This is a genomic window from Phytohabitans sp. LZ39 (genome assembly GCF_059359075.1).
Map to the genome: position 1 here is coordinate 271,162 of NZ_JCADBM010000006.1, position 18,730 is coordinate 289,891.

The 18,730-nt window shown below is 71.5% G+C and carries 18 protein-coding genes and 1 riboswitch; of the genes, 14 read left to right on the forward strand and 4 right to left on the reverse strand.

Features of this window, described 5'->3' with window-relative positions; all coding sequences use genetic code 11:
* Window position 1 precedes the first annotated feature (1 nt).
* From AC5L36_RS14850 to AC5L36_RS14860, 3 genes are all read left to right on the forward strand, one after another.
* Window positions 2-673, forward strand: coding sequence for a hypothetical protein (locus tag AC5L36_RS14850; protein WP_441219055.1), 672 nt, complete (start codon window positions 2-4; stop codon window positions 671-673).
* Between the two features lie 78 nt (window positions 674-751).
* Window positions 752-1,612 (forward strand): SDR family NAD(P)-dependent oxidoreductase, encoded by an 861-nt coding sequence (locus AC5L36_RS14855; RefSeq protein WP_441219057.1) that lies wholly within the window; start codon window positions 752-754, stop codon window positions 1,610-1,612.
* 10 nt (window positions 1,613-1,622) lie between these two features.
* Window positions 1,623-1,817, forward strand: coding sequence for a hypothetical protein (locus AC5L36_RS14860; protein ID WP_441219059.1), 195 nt, complete (start codon window positions 1,623-1,625; stop codon window positions 1,815-1,817).
* 656 nt (window positions 1,818-2,473) lie between these two features.
* Here the strand turns inward: AC5L36_RS14860 and AC5L36_RS14865 are convergent.
* Complete coding sequence (locus AC5L36_RS14865; protein ID WP_441219061.1) at window positions 2,474-3,928, reverse strand: alkaline phosphatase PhoX; 1,455 nt, start codon at window positions 3,926-3,928, stop codon at window positions 2,474-2,476.
* Window positions 3,929-4,042: 114 nt separating this feature from the next.
* Here AC5L36_RS14865 and AC5L36_RS14870 point away from each other — a divergent pair, with 114 nt between their 5' ends.
* Window positions 4,043-4,639 (forward strand): GNAT family N-acetyltransferase, encoded by a 597-nt coding sequence (locus AC5L36_RS14870; RefSeq protein WP_441219063.1) that lies wholly within the window; start codon window positions 4,043-4,045, stop codon window positions 4,637-4,639.
* Window positions 4,640-4,643: 4 nt separating this feature from the next.
* On the opposite strand, the gene AC5L36_RS14875 is transcribed toward AC5L36_RS14870, so the two are convergent.
* Window positions 4,644-5,576 carry a M15 family metallopeptidase gene (locus AC5L36_RS14875; protein ID WP_441219065.1) on the reverse strand — a complete coding sequence of 311 codons (933 nt, stop codon included), beginning with the start codon at window positions 5,574-5,576 and terminating at the stop codon, window positions 4,644-4,646.
* Window positions 5,577-5,617: 41 nt separating this feature from the next.
* Window positions 5,618-5,736, forward strand: a riboswitch (SAM riboswitch).
* 15 nt (window positions 5,737-5,751) lie between these two features.
* Here AC5L36_RS14875 and AC5L36_RS14880 point away from each other — a divergent pair.
* Entirely contained in the window at window positions 5,752-7,008 is a 1,257-nt protein-coding gene (locus tag AC5L36_RS14880; RefSeq protein WP_441219066.1) for an aminotransferase class V-fold PLP-dependent enzyme, read from the forward strand.
* Here AC5L36_RS14880 and AC5L36_RS14885 read toward each other — a convergent pair.
* Complete coding sequence (locus tag AC5L36_RS14885; protein WP_441219068.1) at window positions 7,001-7,639, reverse strand: hypothetical protein; 639 nt, start codon at window positions 7,637-7,639, stop codon at window positions 7,001-7,003. The genes AC5L36_RS14880 and AC5L36_RS14885 overlap by 8 nt on opposite strands.
* A gap of 64 nt (window positions 7,640-7,703) precedes the next feature.
* Window positions 7,704-8,312, reverse strand: coding sequence for a hypothetical protein (locus AC5L36_RS14890; RefSeq protein WP_441219070.1), 609 nt, complete (start codon window positions 8,310-8,312; stop codon window positions 7,704-7,706).
* Window positions 8,313-8,691: 379 nt separating this feature from the next.
* Here AC5L36_RS14890 and AC5L36_RS14895 point away from each other — a divergent pair, with 379 nt between their 5' ends.
* The 9 genes from AC5L36_RS14895 (at window position 8,692) to AC5L36_RS14935 (ending at window position 18,729) form a co-directional block, all read left to right on the forward strand.
* Entirely contained in the window at window positions 8,692-10,191 is a 1,500-nt protein-coding gene (locus tag AC5L36_RS14895; protein ID WP_441219072.1) for a non-reducing end alpha-L-arabinofuranosidase family hydrolase, read from the forward strand.
* A gap of 206 nt (window positions 10,192-10,397) precedes the next feature.
* Complete coding sequence (amaB, locus tag AC5L36_RS14900) at window positions 10,398-11,942, forward strand: L-piperidine-6-carboxylate dehydrogenase (RefSeq protein ID WP_441219074.1); 1,545 nt, start codon at window positions 10,398-10,400, stop codon at window positions 11,940-11,942.
* Window positions 11,943-12,008: 66 nt separating this feature from the next.
* On the forward strand, window positions 12,009-12,767 hold the full coding sequence (locus tag AC5L36_RS14905) for an ABC transporter permease (protein WP_441219076.1): 759 nt from the start codon (window positions 12,009-12,011) through the stop codon (window positions 12,765-12,767).
* A gap of 22 nt (window positions 12,768-12,789) precedes the next feature.
* On the forward strand, window positions 12,790-13,128 hold the full coding sequence (locus AC5L36_RS14910) for an avidin-fold protein (protein ID WP_441219078.1): 339 nt from the start codon (window positions 12,790-12,792) through the stop codon (window positions 13,126-13,128).
* A gap of 155 nt (window positions 13,129-13,283) precedes the next feature.
* Window positions 13,284-15,071, forward strand: coding sequence for an AfsR/SARP family transcriptional regulator (locus AC5L36_RS14915; protein WP_441219080.1), 1,788 nt, complete (start codon window positions 13,284-13,286; stop codon window positions 15,069-15,071).
* A gap of 47 nt (window positions 15,072-15,118) precedes the next feature.
* Entirely contained in the window at window positions 15,119-15,961 is an 843-nt protein-coding gene (locus AC5L36_RS14920) for an enoyl-CoA hydratase-related protein (RefSeq protein WP_441219082.1), read from the forward strand.
* 7 nt (window positions 15,962-15,968) lie between these two features.
* On the forward strand, window positions 15,969-16,949 hold the full coding sequence (locus AC5L36_RS14925) for a cysteine peptidase family C39 domain-containing protein (protein ID WP_441219084.1): 981 nt from the start codon (window positions 15,969-15,971) through the stop codon (window positions 16,947-16,949).
* Window positions 16,946-18,448, forward strand: coding sequence for an amino acid adenylation domain-containing protein (locus AC5L36_RS14930; RefSeq protein WP_441219086.1), 1,503 nt, complete (start codon window positions 16,946-16,948; stop codon window positions 18,446-18,448). The genes AC5L36_RS14925 and AC5L36_RS14930 overlap by 4 nt, the downstream gene beginning before the upstream one ends.
* Window positions 18,445-18,729: a phosphopantetheine-binding protein gene (locus AC5L36_RS14935; RefSeq protein WP_441219088.1), complete on the forward strand. Its 285-nt coding sequence runs from the start codon at window positions 18,445-18,447 to the stop codon at window positions 18,727-18,729. Before AC5L36_RS14930 ends, AC5L36_RS14935 begins: the two co-directional genes overlap by 4 nt.
* Window position 18,730: the final 1 nt, after the last annotated feature.

Sequence of the window (18,730 nt, forward strand, 5' to 3'; positions counted from 1 at the left end):
GATGAACAAGACCATCCTGGTGGCCGCGGCGGCCGTCGCGCTGGCGGGTCTGGCCACCGGCTGCGCCCGCGCGAACGCCTCCGCGAGCAAGCCCACCGGCTCGGTGCACGAGCTGGTGGCGGTGGCCGGCCACGGCGCGCACAACAACTACACCCCACTCACCTCGCCGCGGGACGCCGTCGGGCAGGGCGACCTGATCGTCGAGGGCACCCTCGTCGAGGTGGGCGACGGGATCCAGGTCACGTACCCGGCCAACGCGGCGCTGACCGAGCGGGAGGCCGACGACTACGCCACGTTCGTGGTCGCGGTCGAGAAGGTGCTCGACGGCGACGCCGGCCGGGTCGTCGACGGCAAGGTCTACATCGCCGTGCCGGTGGGCGGCGGGGCCACCACGGAACGGCTCACCGCTCTCAACCCGCAGGCCACCATCGTCGCCGTACTGGACGACATCAGCACATGGCGGCCGGTCCCCGAGGCGACCGTCGTCCGGCCGGCCAACATCCCGGCGGGGGTGCCGCTGTACTACGCCTACACCGACGGGATGTGGCTTCAGGGCACGCAGGACAACCAGATGTACGCCATCGACGCCGAGCACGACGAGCTGGCCCCCGCGTGGGGCGGCGTGAGCGACGTCGAAGGGTACTCCGGCAAGATCGAAGAAGCGGCCAGCTGATCCGAGGCGCGGCTCCCCGGGTCCCCGGGGAGCCGCGTACTTGCGTTGGAGCGCGCTCAAACCCATAGCGTCGCCGCCATGACGGCACAGACCTGGATCATCACCGGCGCTTCCCGCGGCTTCGGCCGCGCCCTGGCCGAGTCGGCCCTCGCGGCGGGCGACCGCGTCGTGACGGCGGTACGCCGCCCGGACAGCGTGGCCGACCTGGCGGCGAAATACCCCGAGACGTGCCTTGTCGCGAGGTTCGACGCCCGAGACGTCACCGCCGCCGCGGGCCTGGTGCGAGCCACCCTCGACCGGTTCGGTCAGCTCGACGTGCTCGTCAACAACGCCGGGCGCGCGGTGGTCGGCGCCGTCGAGGAGGTCAGCGACGCGCAGCTACGGGAGCTGATGGACCTGCACCTGTTCGGCCCGGCCGCGCTCGTACGGGCGGCGCTGCCGGCGATGCGCGCGCGGGGCGCCGGGACGATCGTGCAGATGAGCAGCCAGGGCGGGCGGATGTCCTTCCCCGGCGTGTCGACCTACTCGGCGTCGAAGTTCGCCCTGGAAGGCTGGTCGGAGGCGCTCGCGGGAGAGGTCGCCCCGTTCGGGATCCGGGTGATGATCGTCGAGCCGAGCCGGTTCCGTACCGACTTCAACGCCGGCGACGTGCTGGAGTTCACCGAAGCCTCGGAGACCTACCGCGACCTGCTCGCCGCCGTCCGCGCCGACATGGCCGGCGCCGACGGGAGGCAGGAAGGCGACCCGGCCCGAGCCGCCGAGATCATCGTGTCGTTGGTGCACGGCGACGAGGTGCCCCTGCGGCTCCCGCTCGGCCGGGAGGCGACCGAGCGCATCTCGGGCGTGTACCGGCGCGGCCTGGCCGAGGTCGAACGGTGGTCCGAGACGGCCGCCGCCGCCGACTTCCCGAACGCCCCGGCCTCGAGCCGGCCGATCTAGGCTGGTCGGCATGGCTACCGAGGATCTGATGACCAGGGCGCTCGACGCGCTCGGCGAAGACGATCCGCTGTCCGTGGAGGCGATCCACCGCCTCACCGACCTCGCCGACGTGCCCGACTCGATCGCCGCGACCGAGTACAAGATCGCCACCTACGGCGGCTCCACCGCCCCGGACGTCGCGGCCCTCGACACCTCCACCGGCTGAGAGGCTTGAAGTATGTGGGCCGCTTCAGCGGTGGACCGTATGCCCCCACGGGCATCGCTCCGGCCGGCGGCTCGGTGGGGCGAGCCGAAATCCCCGGCCGGAGTCGGGGTGGCTTCGAGCCCTGAAACCACCTATTCAGACAGAGATTTGAGCTACCGCGACGTCCGTCGTGGTCCAGACCGCTGCTCCCGCGGCCTCACCCGTCCGCCGCTGGTCGCGCCGGCGGTCGACGTTTGTCCACAATGTCTGGTCCCGGATCGGCGATCCGGGAATGCAAGTCCCGACCTCTGGGCTGGTGACGCTGCGTCAGGATGGCGGAGGTAGGGGCCGCGAAGACCGCCTTCGGGGCTTGTCTCGCGGACCTGGCAGTGGACGGCCGGGGATCTCGGCGAGCGCTGCGAGCCGCCGGCCGGGAGCGGTGCCCGCGGGAGCATACGGTCCGCAGCTGACGCGGACGCGGGCAAATCTGCCTCGAAGTAACGCACGACGAGCGGCGACCCCGACCGCGAAAGGTCTCGAGACCGTGGGCCGAATCGTGCGCCGTTCGCACGGTCGCGGCGGTTGCTCACGGCGTGGACCGCGCCGTGCGACAGGGGCCGCGCCGTGAAGACAAGGGGGCCAAGCGATGCGCTTGGCCCCACCGGAGATGCCTGCTTTCAGCCGAGGTACTTCTCCCACGGGCCGGTGATGGCCAGGGTGAGGCCCGGGTCCTGCATGTTGACGAAGAGCACCTTGCCGTCGTCGGTGAAGGTGGGGCCGCAGAACTCCGAGTCGTTGAGCTGGTTTCGGGCGATGGCGTAGGTCGGGCCGCCCGGGATCGCGCTGAGCACGTGGGAGGCGCCGGCGCCGTCCTCGGCGAGCACCAGGCTGCCCCACGGGGTGACGGTCACGTTGTCCGGGCCGTCGAAGGTGAGGTCGGTGTACTTGGCCGGCTCACCCTCCTCCGCCGTGGTCTGGTGCGGGAAGTAGGTGACCAGCTGGATGGTCTGCGCCCGGTAGTCGTAGAACCAGACCATGCCGTCGTGCGGCGCGGCGTCCACGGGGAGCTCGCCCTCGTCCCAGGCGTAGGAGTTGACGACGTACACGCCCTCGTCGGTGCCCCACACGCCCTCGAACTTGCGGCCGCGGGTGACCTGGCCGTCGGCGAACTGCTCGCGCACCGGCTTGGTCTGCGCGTCGCGCTCGGGCACCTCCACCCACCGCACGGGGAACGGGCGGCCCAGCTGTGCGGAGGTCAGGTAGGCGACGTCGGGCAGCACCGAGCCGTCGTCCATGATGATGGCCATCGCGGCGAGGGTGCCGGCGTCCGGGGCGAGCCGGGTGAGCACGCGTGGGCCGAGCTTGACGCCACGGGGCGCGGTCCACCGGAAGAAGAGGCCGTTGGGCTCGTCGGCGTCCTCGGAGAGGTAGATCTTCGTGCGGTCCTTGTCGACCGCGAGGGCCTCGTGGGCGTAGCGGCCCAGGCACTTGATCGGCCGCGGGTCGGCGCTGCCGTCGGCCCAGACCTCGAAGACGTAGCCGTGGTCCTTCTGGAAGACGCCGGACTGGTCGCCCTCCTCCCAGTCGTCGCCGGCGCGGTCCTCGGTCTCCTCGCAGGTGAGCCACGTGCCCCAGGGGGTGGGCCCGCCCGCGCAGTTGCTGACCGTGCCGGAGATGGCGACGAACTCGCCCAGGTTGCGGCCCGCGCGGTCCGTCTTGATCACGGTGCATCCGCCGGCGCCGACCGCACCGGGGTCGTAGACCGTGCCCTTGACGTGCGGCACGCCGAACTCGGCGCCGGGGTCGACCTCGTGGTTCTGGATCAGGGTGTACCGGCCGTGACCGGCGTCGTAGACGGCCATGCCGTCGTGGTCGGACGGGGTCAGCCCCTGACCCTTGTCGAGCTTCGTGACACCGGTCCGGGTGACGATCGCGTAGCTGAAGCCCTCAGGAAGGGCCAAAATCCCATCAGGGTCGTCGACGAGCGGCGGAAACGGCTTGTGACCCCGCCCCGCCGGCGGCCGAGGCCGGCTGGGGTGGGCCTGTGCCAGGGACGGAAAGCCCCCGGCGACGGCAATGCCTACTCCGGCGGCCGCGCCGCCGGCGAGGAAGTTACGACGAGAGGCAGGCACGAGGTTGAGCTCCTGTTCAAGTGGGGTGCTACCACGAGCAGCCAACCCCTGCGGACGGAACTCCGAGGCGCCTTTCGCGTGACGGAACGGCAACATCGAAGTAAAGGTTGAGGCGTGAGGATTACCCGTTCGACGCCGCCCGCCATCCCGGCCGGCGCCCTCGGCCCCGGTCCGCAACCCGTGCTTCCCGCTTCCGGCGGTCTGCTGTTGCGCCCTTGGGAGGCTCCCGACGCGCCGGCGTTCTTCGGCGCCTACCGGGATCCCGCCATCCAGCATTGGCACACCCGCCAGCCCTTGTCCGTGGAGCAGGTGCTCGAATGGTTCGACGGCTATCGCCAGGCTTGGGCGGGGGAGACGGCCGCGTCCTGGGCGGTGACCCGCGGCGGCGGTGAGGTGTGGGGACGTGTCGCCCTGAGCCAGATGGACCTTGATGACGGTGTCGCGGCGTGCGCCTACTGGGTGCTACCGGCCGCTCGTGGCGCGGGTGTCGCCACCCGCGCGCTGACCGCCCTGAGCGAATGGGCGCTGGGCGAGGCCGGCTTCCACCGGCTGTACCTGGATCATTCGACGCGCAACAATGCCTCCTGCCGGGTGGCGGTCAAGTCCGGTTTCGTTCTCGAGGGCACCCAGCGCAGTGCCGCCGTCCATTCCGACGGCCGGCACGACATGCACCTGCACGCCCGCGTCCGGGGTGACGACTCGCCTGTCTGACGGGTCAGCCGCCGCTGGCGGAGAAGTGCATGTAGTCCTTCAGCGATCGGTAGTCGCCGCCCCACGGCCAGCCGATCGCGGCGAAGGCCTGCACGGCCGGCCCGCCGGGCCGCACCATCCCGGGCCGTGTCTTGGCCCGGTCGAGGTACGCTGTGGCCAGCTCCGGCAGCACCACTTTGCCTTTGTGATAAGGGTTTTGGAACGGGTTGAGGTCTACGGCCAGCCCGTAGGCGTGCTGGGACCACGCGGTCTGACCTCGCACCGGCCGGCAGGCGAACGCCTCGGTCGTGTTGCCGTCACCGGTCGGCGGTGCCTTCATGTCGGCGGCGCTGGAGATCCGCATCCGCTCGATCGGGAAGTCGGCGGCGAACAGCCGGCGGAACACGGTGACGAGGTCGTCGGCCGCCCGCCTGTTGACCAGCAGCTCGCCGGTGTGGGCGCGCCCGTCGAAGCCGCGGAAGCCGACCGTGACGTAGCGCAGGTCCGCCGCGGCCACCGGGCAGCCCTTGCTCCAGCTGGACCTGGCCAGCACGCTGGCGGGCACCGCCTGCACGGTCGCGTGGAAGCGGCCGTCGGGCGGCGGTGGCAGGTCGTCGACCGTGATGATGGACCGGTTGCGCAGCTCTGGCGGGGTGTCCTGGGCCGCGGCGGACCCGTTCGGCCCCACCGGGAGGACCCGCTTTCCCAGCCACTGTGGTGCGGCGGTGGCGGCGCCGACGCGGGTGGGCGTCGGGCTGGGGGACGTGCCGCGCGCCGTCGGCGAGGCCGTAGGAGCCGGCGGCGGTGTTGCTGCCGGCCTGCTCGCCGCCGGGCCGGCCGGGTCGCCGGAGCAGCCGCCCAGGGCGTAGCCGAGGCAGACGACCACGACCAGCAGGCCCGCCACTCGGGCGGCGCCGCGGAGCACTGTCATCAGTGGCGAGTCTTGCAGCCAGGTCACCGACCGTCCACCGCGGTGGCGGTCTTGTATAGTCCGGGGAAGGTCAAGAGCGCCAGCGTCAAGCCCCGGCTCGCTGGCCGGCAACCCTCGTGTTCACGGTGGGGTGCCCCGGGTGACGACCAGACCCGTGGCCGAGCCGCGCCGCGGGTAAGCGTGAGCCTCGGAGGCCTGCCCCATGACGCTGGACATCGTCGGTGCCGATCTGCCCGTGCGGCTGCGGTCGGGGGCGACCGTCCGCTTCGCCCATCTCGACTACGCCGCATCGGCGCCGTGCGCCCGCCCCGCCGCCGCGGCGGTGGAAAGGCTGCTGCCCTGGTACGGCAGCGTGCATCGCGGCGCCGGCGTACGGTCCAGCAGGTCCACATTGGAGTACGAGCGGGCCCGTCAGGCGGTCGGCGACTTCGTCGGCGCGCGTGCCGGTGACGCGGTCGTCTTCACCCGAAACACGACCGACGCGCTCAACCTGTTGGCCCACGCCCTGCCCGCCGGCACCACCACGGTCGTGTTCGACGGTGAGCACCACGCCAACCTGCTGCCGTGGCCCAACCCGGTGCGCCTGCCCGCACCGCCCGACCCGGACGCGGCCGCCAACCTGCTCGACCGGGCGCTGGACCGGATCGAGGGGCCGGCGATCTTCGCGGTGACCGGCGCCAGCAACGTCACCGGCGAGGTGTGGCCGGTACGCCGCCTCGCCGACGTCGCGCGCGCACACCACGCCCGGACCGTCGTCGACGCGGCTCAGCTCGCGCCGCACCGGGCGGTCGACATGGCCGAACTGGGCGCCGATTACCTGGCGTTCTCCGGACACAAGCTGTACGCACCGTTCGGCGCCGGCGTGCTCGTCGGCCGATCCGACTGGCTGGACGGCGGCGAGCCGTACCTGCGCGGTGGCGGCGCGAGCGCGGCCGTCGGCGACCACCCCGGCGAGGTGACCTGGACGACCGGGCCGGCGCGCCACGAGGGCGGCACCCCGAACCTGCTCGGCGCGGTCTCGCTCGCGGCCGTGTGCGACGCCCTCACCGGCACCGACCGGGACGCGATCCACGAGCGCGAGCAGGAGCTGCTGCGGCGGCTGCGGGCCGGCCTGGCGGCAGTGCGGGGCGCGGTGCCGGTGAGCCTGTTCGACGATGCCCATCCGCGGGTGGGCATCGTCTCCCTCGCGCTGCCCGGCTACGACGTCGCGGCGGTCGCGGAGCGGCTCGGCGCCGACCACGGCATCGGCGTGCGGGCCGGGCAGTTCTGCGCGCACCCGCTCGCCCGCCGCCTGACCGGCACCACGGCGGCGGGCGGCGCCGACTGCGCCGCCGATCCCGCGGCGTTGCTGCGGATCAGCTTCGGCCTGGGTACCACCGACGACGACATCGACCGCGTCGTCGCCGCCCTCGCCGCCGAGGTAGCCGCCGACAGGGAAGGCGTGCCTGGGCTTACGTGAGCGTGAACCGTTCCGTGCCAGGTCGCCCGAGCCGGATGCCCGTAGTGCTGACCATCGTCAGAGCCGCGTGACCGATCCGGTAACCGGTCAGCGGCTTGCCGAATTGATTCTTGATACGTGCCGGTCGGGTCGCGGCGACCAGGACCGACCGGATCGCTCGGGCCTGCTGGAGAAGGAGCTGGTGCGTATCGGCGCCGACCTCGTCCTCGAACCAGCGGACGTCCAGCCAGCCGACGTCGAAGTACGCGCCGCCCGCGGCGTGCCGATAGCCAGGATCGTGGTCGCAGTAGGTGTTGTCGAGCTCATGTCGACGACAAGAACGCCACAATTCAAAGGCCGCGGCGACCGGAGGACCGTCCGGCACGGTGACCCCGTCTGCGAGGGTGACGCCGTCCGGCGGGCGCGCGCCGATTGGCAGGTGCAGGAAAGCTTGAACGCCGCGGCTGCCACACCTCATCGCGGTCGCCAGCGACTCGTGCAGGTGGATCGGGTGCAGCCCCGGCGCCCCGGGCTGCCCGCATTGCCACGCGGTCGCCGGAAACGCCATGCGCAACGCCAGATCGAACGCGTCTTCGTCGTCCGGCAGCAGCCACATGCCGACGTTTACGGTGCGGGAGCCCGCGTAGGCCATCGGCCAACGGTACGCCACTCGACGCGTGCTGGGAGGCATCGACGGGCAGGGCTTCGCTATCGGGTCAGATCGGTCGGACCGCGAAGGCGACCTCCACGTGCGGCAGTGCGTCGCGGGGGATCGCCGCCGTGACTACCGTGTGGGCGCCTAGCTCAACGCCGACGCCGTACACGTCCGGGTCGGTGTCGATGCGCGAGCCGTCCAGGACGGCGCCGTCGACCAAGACCGGGATGCCGTGGTCGACGCAGCGCTCGTACACCGGGCTGTCCAATTCGGACGGTGGATGGCTGCTCACCACGCGGGTCTGGCGGAACTGGTTGACGAGGACGTGGTTTACGTGTGCGGCCAGCACGCTCTCGATCGTGTCGAACGCGCCCGGCCGCCGGCTCCACCGGGTGCGCACACACTCCCACAGAATGGGGTAGCGCATCCGCCGGACCTGCTCCACCAGCCATTGGGGTCGGGGCCAGCGCGGCTCCGCCTCCAGCGCGTGGCGTTGCTCCGGATCCAACTCGGCGAGGTTGGCCGGATCGTCGGGCTCGTCCGGATTGCGCCACAGCGTGTAGCTGATGCTCACCTCGCACCAATCCAGCGCGCCGCCGGTGCTCACCCCGATCGCGCCCCAATCCTCCAGATGAGGCTGGGACGTGATGCCGACAACCGGCACCGGCATGTCTCGCGCCTGCTCCCGCCATCGCACGCGCGGGTCTGGCTCATCCTCACCGATGACGCCCGCAAACCTCACACCACCCAGTCTCCGGACATCGGCCATGACGTCAACCGCGACCGACGTGAGTGCGTCGTGAGTCTTGCGAATCGGTTTAGCGTGACGGTCACCGCGCGCCAAGACTTCTTTCGAAACATTTCCGAAACATCTTGACGTGGGTCACTGTCTTCGTTCACAGTCCCATGAGGGCGGTGCGCTCACTCGCACCGCCCGGGTTGGCTACCTATCGCCGTACAGCCCTACATGTTTCTGCCCGGATGCCGCCCGGAGATGTTAACGCTAACAACGGACGGTGTCGATACTGTTGTCGGAAAGGAGTGACGCTATGTCGGTCGGGTCGGCGCGTGCTGTGAGGTGGCGTCGTGGGGTGGCCGCGGCGGCGGCCGCGGTGGTCGTGGGTGGCGCGCTCGTCACGGTGGCCGCGACGTCGGCGTCGGCGGCCACTGTGGACACCACCGCCTGGTATGTACTTGTGAACCGGAACAGTGGCAAGGCTTTGGACCTGTACAACCTCGCCACCAACGACGGCGCGCGGATCACGCAGTGGACGCGTAACGACGGCGCCCAGCAGCAGTGGCAGTTCGTCGACTCCGGGGGCGGGTACTACCGGCTCAAGTCCCGCCACTCGGGCAAGGTGCTCGACGTCTACAACTGGTCCACAGCGGACGGTGGCGCGATCGTGCAATGGTCCGACCACAACGGGGCGAACCAGCAGTTCCGGCTGGCCGACTCGGACGGCGGCCACGTCCGGTTGATCAACCGGAACAGCAACAAGGCGGTCGAGATCCAGGGTGCCGCGACCAACGACGGCGGCAACGTGGTGCAGTACACGGACTGGGGCGGCAGCAACCAGCAGTGGCAACTCGTCCGCATCGGCGGGACGACGCCGACTAATCCGACGACGCCACCGCCCAGCGGGTGTGCTCTGCCGTCGACGTACCGCTGGACCTCGACCGGCTCGCTGGCGAACCCGCGGTCGGGATGGGTGTCGCTCAAGGACTTCACCTACGCCCCGTACAACGGGCGGCATCTGGTCTACGCCACCACCCACGACACCGGAACCACCTGGGGCTCGATGAACTTCGGCCTCTTCTCCAACTGGTCCGAGATGGCCTCGGCCAGCCAGAATGCGATGTCGTCGGGCACGGTGGCGCCGTCGTTGTTCTACTTCGCTCCCAGAAACATTTGGGTGCTGGCCTACCAGTGGGGTGGGACCGCGTTCTCCTACCGCACCTCCAGCGATCCGACCAATCCGAATGGCTGGTCGTCTCAGCAGGTGCTGTCCACCGCCACCATCTCCAACTCCAGCACCGGTCCGATCGACCAGGCGCTGATCGGTGACAGCAGCAACATGTACCTGTTCTTCGCCGGCGACAACGGCCGCATCTACCGGGCCAGCATGCCGATCGGGAACTTCCCGGGCAGCTTCGGCAACCAGGCCACCGTCATCATGACCGACACCACGAACAACCTGTTCGAAGCGGTCCAGGTCTACAAACTCCAGGGCCGAACCCAATACCTCATGATCGTCGAAGCCATCGGCGCGCAGGGCCGCTACTTCCGCTCGTTCACGGCCACCAGCCTGGGTGGCACCTGGACGCCGCAGGCCACCAGCGAGAGCAATCCCTTCGCCGGCAAGGCCAACAGCGGCGCCACCTGGACCAACGACATCAGCCACGGCGAACTCATCCGCAGCAACGCCGACCAGACCATGACCGTCGACCCCTGCAACCTCCAACTGCTCTACCAAGGCCGCGCCCCCAACTCCGGCGGCGACTACGGCCTCCTCCCATACCGACCGGGCCTCCTGACCCTGCAACGCTGAACACCTACGACGGCGGGCCCGGCACACCACCGGGCCCGCCGTCGCGTCAGTTGATCGCGACACCGGAGCTCCGGAGCTGGGACGAAGACTTCCTACCCCGGTCGGCGGCGGGTATCTTCTCGTCCAACCCTGACCCGCCGCGACGCTCGGCGCGGGGTCTGGCTGGGCCAGGGCGCGCTCGCGGCACCGACCAGAGGACAGAGACGATGATCACCAGCACCGCCGATCTGCGTGAGCGTGCCCGCGAGGTGCTCCTGCGGTGCGGCGTCCCGCCAGGCGCGACGTGGACGCCGGGCGCCGGCCCCGCGGGCGCGTCGACCGCCCGGACCCCGATCACCGGTGGCGACCTGTGCGATGTCGCCACCGCCAGTCCGACCGACGCCGACGCCGCGATCGCCGCCGCTCACGAAGCGTTCCGCACCTGGCGCGGCGTGCCGGCGCCCGTGCGCGGCGCGCTGGTCCGCCGCCTCGGCGAGCTTCTCCGCGAGCACCGTGAGGATCTGGCCGACCTCGTGACGCTGGAGGCCGGGAAGATCCGCTCGGAGGCGCTCGGCGAGGTGCAGGAGATGGTCGACGTCTGTGACTTCGCGGTCGGTCTGTCCCGCCAGCTGTACGGGCGCACCATGCCCTCCGAGCGACCCGGCCACCGCATGATGGAGACCTGGCATCCACTCGGTGTCGTCGGCCTGATCACCGCGTTCAACTTCCCGGTCGCGGTCTGGGCCTGGAACACCGCGGTCGCGCTGGTCTGCGGCGACACCGTGGTGTGGAAGCCCTCCGAGCTCACCCCGCTCACCGCTCTGGCCTGCACCGCGTTGCTGGAACGGGCGGCGGCCGACAGCGGTGCGCCGCGTGACGTACACCGGCTGCTGCTGGGCGACCGCGGTATGGGCGAGCACATCGTCGACGCGCCCCCGGTCGCGCTGGTCAGCGCCACCGGGTCGACCCGGATGGGCCGGTCGGTCGGTCCGCGCGTCGCGGCCCGGTTCGGCCGGAGCATCCTGGAGCTCGGTGGCAACAACGCGGCCGTGGTCACCGGTTCCGCCGACCTCGATCTCGCCGCCCAGTCGATCGTCTTCGCCGCGGCCGGCACGGCCGGTCAGCGATGCACGACCCTGCGGCGCCTGATCGTGCACGCGGACGTCGCGGACGCGCTGCTCGACAAGCTGTGCGCCGCCTACCGCGCGCTACCCATCGGCGACCCGTTCGCGGCGGACACGCTGGTCGGCCCGCTGATCAGCGCCACCTCCTACGAACGGCAGCGTGAAGCCCTCGACCAGGCGCGCCGAGACGGTGGCGAGGTGCTCGTCGGTGGCGGCCGCAGGCTCGCCGAAGCGGCCGCGGACGCCTACTACGTCGAGCCCGCCATCGTGCGCATGCCGGCACAGACCGATCTGGTACGCGGTGAGACGTTCGCACCGATCCTGTACGTGCTCACGTATCGCGAGCTGGACGAGGCCATCCGGACGCACAACGCCGTCCCGCAGGGCCTGTCCTCCTCGATCTTCACCCGCGACCACGCCGAGGCCGAGCGTTTCCTGGCCTCGGACGGGTCCGACTGCGGCATCGCCAACGTCAACATCGGCACCTCGGGTGCCGAGATCGGCGGCGCGTTCGGCGGCGAGAAGGAAACCGGCGGCGGCCGCGAGTCCGGCTCCGACGCGTGGCGCGCGTACATGCGCCGTGCCACCAACACCGTCAACTACTCCAGCGAGCTACGCCTCGCCCAAAACGTCGACTTCACCACCTGACCCGCCGGCCGGCGTACGACGTGGTCCTGGTGGGTTCGCGAGAAGGAGGAAAACGGTGCGGCAGCGGTGACCGCCTCCTACAGTGCGCAGAGCACGATCACGCCCGGCCCGCGTTACGTGGTCGTCCTGCTGGCTCTTGTCGCGGTCGCCTCGGCCGTCGCTGTCGTGGCCAGGCTTCGGGTAAGCCGCCAGCTGGTCGTCGCCAGTGTCCGGGCCACGGTCCAACTGGCTGCCGTGTCGGCGGTCATCGTCGTCGTGCTGCGGTCGTGGGGGCTGACCGCCGCGTTCGTCGTCGTGATGCTCGCCATCGCCTCCGCGACCTCGGCCCGCCGGATCGGTGGGCGCGCCCTGCTGGCCTGCCTCGCGGTGACCGCCGGGGCGACCCCGGTGCTGGCTCTGCTGCTGCTGTCCGGTGCGGTGCCGCTCGAGCCGATCTCGGTGGTACCCATCGCCGGCATCCTGATCGGTGGTGCCATGACCGCGACCTCGCTGGCCGGGCGCCGGACGATCGACATCCTCCGCACCCGCTTCGGCGAGGTCGAGGCCGCGATGGCGATCGGCTTCACCGACCGTGAGGCGGTCCTGCTGCTGTGCCGCCAGGCCGCCGCCGAAGCGCTGCTGCCGGCCCTCGACCAGACCAGGACGGTGGGGCTGGTGACCCTGCCCGGCGCGTTCGTCGGCGTCCTGCTCGGTGGTGCGTCCCCGGTCGAGGCCGGCGCGGCGCAGCTGCTGGTGCTGATCGGTCTGCTGGCCGCCGAGACGCTCGCCGTGGTCCTCGTCGTCGAGCTGATCGCCCGCCGCCTCATCAGCTGGCCATCGCGCTGAGACCAGCCGGTACGGTGCAGCCATGATCCCTTCGCTGGACGGACGTAAGTTTCGGGCCGTGGCTGACGTCGCCGGTGGCGAGGTCGGCACCGGCACCGTCTTCACCTACCACGAACGCGACGGCGAGATCTGGGCCGACTATTCCGGTGGTGCGATCCGTCGCGGTCACCTCGTCGGCACCCGTGACGGTGACCGGCTGGATTTTCGCTATGTCCAGCTCAACACCGATGGACAGACTTCGACCGGGCACTGCGTTTCCGCGGTGAGCGCTATCGCCGACGGCCGCCTGCGGCTGGACGAGACGTGGCAGTGGGAGTCTCGGCCGGGCAGTGGCACCAGCGCCGTCGTCGAGCTGCAATGACGTTGCGAGGCGTACATTGTCCGTTTGTGTCCTATGGGCACACTGCGTAGCGCATTCGGTCGGTGACATCGAGATATGTGATCTCGTCATCCGGGTAACGCTCGCCCATCGCGCCTTGTAAAGCCAGACCAGCGTGGAACCGTCGGGGGTGGAGCGTGAAGTTCGGCGTGCTCGGGCCGTATCTGATCTTTCCAGAGCATCCGCACCGGATTGGCACCGCGAAACATCGGCGTCTGCTCGCCATCCTGACCGTCAACGCCAACCATTTCGTCACGGTGGAGAGACTCGCCGACGAATTGTGGCTCGGCGAGCCGCCGGTATCGGCCGCCAATCTCATCCGCCAGTACGTCGGCGCCATCCGCCGGCGACTTCCGGGATCATCCGGGACGGAAATGATCCGCACCATGCCGGGCGGCTATCGCCTGCTACTCGAGGAGGGCGATCTCGACCGGGACGAGTTCGACCGCCTCTTTCGGGTCGGCCAGGTGGAGCTTTCGGCCGGTCGTCCGGAGCGGGGAGCCGAGGCGTTGTCCGACGCGTTGGCGAAGTGGCGCGGCGACCCGCTGGCGGACCTGGAGCGGTCGCCGTCCATCGCCGCCGAGGCGCGCCGGCTGGAAGAACGCCGCCTGGCGGCGACCGAGCTGCGGATCGAGGCCGAGCTGCGGCGCGGCCGGCACACGGAGGTCGTCGACGAGCTGGCGGCGCTGGTGACGCTCTACCCGGAGCGGGAGCGGCTGCGTGCCCACCAGATGCAGGCGCTCTACGCCACCGGGCGGCGCGCGGACGCGCTCACGGCCTACCGGGAGGGGCGCGAGGCGCTCATCGACACCGCGGGCATCGAGCCGGGTCCCGAGCTCCAGCGCGTCCATCGGCAGGTGCTCACCGACGACCTACCCGTCGAGCCGCGCGCCGTGCACGCCGTCACGCCGTCCCGGCGCCGGCGTCTCGCGCCGCTGCCGGTGGACGTTCCCGATCTGGTGGCCCGGGAGCGGGAGGTGGCCTTCCTCCAGTCCGCCGTCACCCAGCCGGTCGCGCCGGAGACGACGGCGGCCGCCCCGGTCGTGGTCATCTCCGGGAAGGCGGGCATCGGCAAGAGCGTCCTGGCCGTGCGGGTGGGGCATCTGCTCGGCGGCCGGTTTCCCGACGGCCAACTGTTCCTGCCGCTCAGCGAGCTCACCACCGAGCAGGCGCTGCGCCAGGCGCTCCAGGCGCTCGGCCTACCGGCGGTGGGCGCCGACCTGACCAGGGACGAGGTGCGCGACCTCTACCGGGTCTCCACCCACGGCCGGCGGGTGCTGGTCCTGCTGGACGACGCGGCGTCCGAGAACCAGGTGCGCGACCTCATCCCGTCGGGTCCGCGGAGTGCCGTGATCGTCACCAGCCGGTCCACGCTGGCCGGCATCGAAGGCGCCAAGCACCTGTTGTGCACGCCGTTGAGCCAGGCCGCCGCGGTGCGGATGCTGGCCGGCATCATCGGCGAGGAGCGCGCCAGCGCCGACGCCGCCGCGGTACGGGACCTTGTCGACCGGTTGGGTCGGCTCCCCTTGGCACTGCGCATCGCCGGGGCCATCCTCGTGCTGCACGAGCACCGGCCGGTCGACTTCCTGCTCGACCGGCTCGCCAAACGAAACCCGATCGACGAGCTCAGCCACGGTGACCTCACCTTGCGCGCGCGGCTGGCACCCAGCTACGAGCGGCTGGGCGTGGCGGCCAGAAAGTTGTTTCGTCGCCTGAGCCTGGTGCCCGGCGACCGCTTCGACCTACACGCCGCGTCCACGGTGTCCGAACTCGACACCGACGTCGCGGAGAAGGTCCTGGACCATCTCGTGGACGTACACCTCGTCGAGCCGGCCGGCATGTCCGACGACGGGCGCGTGTGGTTCGCGATGGACGAGCTGGCACGCGCCTACGCCCGCGAACGCCTCCAACTAAACCCGGAGTAAACCGCGTCTCTGCGCGCCGCTAAACGAGCGCCGGGGATGTTGGTGGCATGGAGCAGACGGCCACAGCACTCCCGACCGCCGCGGTGCGAACGGACCGCCTGGGCCCGGTAGCGACAGTGACGCTGTGCGGAACGCGCGCCGGCAACGCGATCGGCGGTGCGGTGTTCACCCGCCTGCCCGCCGTCCTGGCCGAGCTGGGCGAGGAGGAGTCGGTCAAGGCGATCGTGCTGCGCGGCCCGTCCGACGTGTTCAGCGTCGGTCTCGACCTGCGCTGGTACCTGCCGCTGTACCGGCGCACCATGCGCCGCGGCGACGACGGCGCGGCCGCGCGGCGCGCCCTGATGGCGCAGACCCGGTCCATACAGGACGCGGTGAGCGCCGTCGAGTCGTGCCCTGTACCGGTGGTCGCCGCCGTCGCCGGCCCTTGCGTCGGGGCGGCCCTGGAGCTCGTCTCGGCCTGCGACGTACGGCTGGCGTCCGCGGACGCGACGTTCGCCGCGCGCGAGGTCGAAATCGACGTCGTGCCGGATCTCGGTCTGCTACAGCGGCTGCCGCGGATCGTCGGCGAGGGTGCCACGGCCTACCTCGCCCTGACCGGAGCCAGCATCAGCGCCGCCGAGGCGTTCCACATTGGACTCGTCTGGTCGGTCGCCGATGACGCGGACGGCGTGTACCGGGCGGCGGCCACCGTAGCCGCCGGCATCGCCGCGCACGAGCGGCACGTCCTGCACGGGATCAAGCACGTGCTACACGCCAGCCGCGACATCCCGGTCGGCCGGGGTCTCGACCTCAGCGCGGTATGGACCGCCGCGTTCATGCCCACCACCGAGCTGCCGGACCGGCTGCGGCGGCAGCTCGCCGGACCAGAGCCCGACGCCAACCCTCAGTGAGGTAGTCGTGAAGACAACGCAAGGTACCGCCACACCGATCCCGGTCGACCTCGCCGGACTCGACGCGGACCGGCTCGACTGCTACGACGACAACCTGCAGGCGCTCGCGCGGCACGCGGGTGCGGCGGACACGTTCACGCCGTTCGCCCGGGACTGGGCGTTCCGGCTCACCGCGGACGGCGAGCCACCCGAGTTCGCCCGCGAGCCGGTCGAGCGGCGGCTGCGCGACGACACCGGCCTCGTGGTGACCTGGCACGAGACCGAGCCCGGCCGGCACCCCGCCGACACCTGCGCCGACCTTGTCGCGCACGGCAGACCTGTGTTCGCCGTCGGCGACGCCTATCTGATGCACTGGCTGCCGTACGCCGGCAATGTCCACATGGCACACTCGTTCGTCGTCACCGGCGTCGAAGGCGGACATCCCGGCCGGATCTGGGTGTCGGACGCGTACCACAACGACACCGCGTGGGGGCCGGCCCGGCCGACCACCGCCACCATCGACACGGACGCCCTCGCCGGCATTCTCGGCGAGCGGCCCCGACTGGCCACTGTGGAGCCGGACGCGGTGCCCACGCCGCCGGACCACCTGGCCGTCATCCGGACCAACGCGGCCGGCATCGCCGACGGTGGCGCCCTGCGCCGCTACGCCGAACGGAGCCGGCGGGAGCCGCACGCGGCACAGATCGCCCTGACGTGCTGGCTCGGCCTGCGCAGCCGCACCCGGTACGGGCAATGGCTCGACCGGGTCGCGGCGGCGCGGCACGACGCACGGCTGGCGGACAGCGCGGCGCGGTTCCAGGCCGAGGTGACCGCGCGGTGGCGGCGCGCCAGCGAGCTGGCGTACCTGGCCGAGCAGCGCGCCCGCCGTGGCCGGCCGGTCCCGCTCGCGCCGATCGACCAGCTGCACGGCCCTGTCGCGGACGCGGAGGCGACGGCCGCCGAGGAGCACCTGCACCTGTGCCCGCCCGAGGAGGAGACGCGAGCATGAGACTGTACGAGAGGTTCGCCGCCGCCGCGCGCGCCTGGCCCGACCGAAACGCCTTCGAGTTCGGCTCCCGCGCGATCACCTACCGACAGGCGAAAGACCATGTCGATGCCGTCGCCGCGGCACTGCGCGCGCGGTTGGACGAGGGGGAGCGGGTCGCGTTCAGCGCCGCCAAGTCGCCCGAAGCGATCATGCTGATGCTCGCCTGCCTGCGCGCCGGCCTGAGCTACGTGCCGATCGACCCGTCCGCACCCGCCAGCCGGCGGGCGTTCGTCCTGGCCGACAGCGGCGCCCGCGCCCTCGTCGTGGACGAGCGCGCCGCACGGGATCCGGTGCACGCGCCCGGCGTCGAGGTGCTCGACCTCGCCGCCCTGTTCGCCGGCGACGGCGGACCGGTCCCGCCGCCCGCGATCGACGACGGCACCACCGCGTACGTGCTCTACACGTCGGGCTCGACCGGCGAGCCGAAAGGCGTCGTGATCACCCACGGCAACGCCGAGGCGTTCGTCGACTGGGCGGTCGGGTACGCCGGCCTCCGCCCCGGCGACCGGGTGGCGGTGCACGCGCCGCTCCACTTCGACCTGCCGGTCTTCGACATCTACGCCGGGCTCGGCAGCGGCGCCACGGTTTGCCCCGTGGACGAGCGGACCGTGCTCTTCCCCCAGGCGTTGCTGCGGTTTCTGCGGGAGCGGCGGATCACCGTCCTGTACGCGGTGCCGTCCGCCCTCGTCGCGTTGCTGCACCGCACCGACCTTGCCGAAGGGGGCCTGCCGGACCTGAGGCTGCTGCTCTACGCCGGCGAGGAGTTCCACCCGGAGCCGCTGCGCCGGCTGATGAGCCGCATCCCCGGGGCCGAGGTGCACAACCTGTACGGGCCGATCGAAACCAACGTCGTCACCGCGCTGCGCGTCCGGCCGGAGCACCTGGACCTGCCGCGCATCCCGCTGGGCCACCCGGTGGCCGGCTCCCGGATCTTCCTGCTCGACGGTGCGGCCCTGGTCACCGAGCCGGACCGCGCCGGCGAGCTGCTGGTCGCCGGACCGAGCCGCACCCCCGGCTACCTCGACCGCCCGGACCTCACGGCGGCGTCGCGCGCCACGGTCGAGGCCGGCGGCTCCTCCTGGACCTGCCACCGCACCGGCGACTTCGGTACCTGGGCACCGGACGGCACGCTGCGGTTCCTCGGCCGGCGTGACGGCCTGGTCAAGACCCGCGGCTTCCGGGTGGAGCTGGGCGACGTCGAGGCGGCGCTGCTGCGCCACCCGGCGGTGCGGGAAGCCGCCGTGGTCGCGCTGCCCCATCCGGAGCACGGCAACCTGCTGTACGCCTTCGCCGTCAGCGACGGCGCGACCGGCGACGAACTGCGCCAGTGGTGCCTGGGGGAGCTGCCCGCCTACATGGCGCCGGCACAGGTGAGCGTCGCCGACGACTTCCCACGCACCAGCACCGGCAAGATCGCGCGCCGGGAACTCGCCGGCCAGCTCACCGGGAGGATGTCATGAACCGCGGCCGACCCGACGACGTGGCGGCCTACGTCGCCGCCGTGGTGAGCGGACGGCTGGGCCGCCCGGTGAGCGCCGACGAGCCGCTGCTCGACCAGCCCGGCTTCGACTCGCTCGCCATCGTCGCCGTCGTGGACCGGATCGAGCGGGAGCTCGACCTCGAACTCGAACCCGAACTGCTCGTCCCGGAAACGTTCACCACCGCCGGCACCCTCGCCGCCGCGGTCGAGCACAGCCTGACGGCCTCGCCCGCGGCCGCCGGTACCCGTGAAGGAGGGTGAC

Coding starts and splice junctions, on each gene's coding strand:
- AC5L36_RS14895 (WP_441219072.1), top strand. CDS start 8,692: ATGTCGGTCGGGTCGGCGCGTGCTGTGAGGTGGCGTCGTGGGGTGGCC.
- AC5L36_RS14910 (WP_441219078.1), top strand. CDS start 12,790: ATGATCCCTTCGCTGGACGGACGTAAGTTTCGGGCCGTGGCTGACGTC.
- AC5L36_RS14890 (WP_441219070.1), bottom strand. CDS start 8,312: ATGCCGGTGCCGGTTGTCGGCATCACGTCCCAGCCTCATCTGGAGGAT.
- AC5L36_RS14920 (WP_441219082.1), top strand. CDS start 15,119: ATGGAGCAGACGGCCACAGCACTCCCGACCGCCGCGGTGCGAACGGAC.
- AC5L36_RS14860 (WP_441219059.1), top strand. CDS start 1,623: ATGGCTACCGAGGATCTGATGACCAGGGCGCTCGACGCGCTCGGCGAA.
- AC5L36_RS14855 (WP_441219057.1), top strand. CDS start 752: ATGACGGCACAGACCTGGATCATCACCGGCGCTTCCCGCGGCTTCGGC.
- AC5L36_RS14930 (WP_441219086.1), top strand. CDS start 16,946: ATGAGACTGTACGAGAGGTTCGCCGCCGCCGCGCGCGCCTGGCCCGAC.
- AC5L36_RS14850 (WP_441219055.1), top strand. CDS start 2: ATGAACAAGACCATCCTGGTGGCCGCGGCGGCCGTCGCGCTGGCGGGT.
- AC5L36_RS14880 (WP_441219066.1), top strand. CDS start 5,752: ATGACGCTGGACATCGTCGGTGCCGATCTGCCCGTGCGGCTGCGGTCG.
- AC5L36_RS14885 (WP_441219068.1), bottom strand. CDS start 7,639: ATGGCCTACGCGGGCTCCCGCACCGTAAACGTCGGCATGTGGCTGCTG.
- AC5L36_RS14935 (WP_441219088.1), top strand. CDS start 18,445: ATGAACCGCGGCCGACCCGACGACGTGGCGGCCTACGTCGCCGCCGTG.
- amaB (WP_441219074.1), top strand. CDS start 10,398: ATGATCACCAGCACCGCCGATCTGCGTGAGCGTGCCCGCGAGGTGCTC.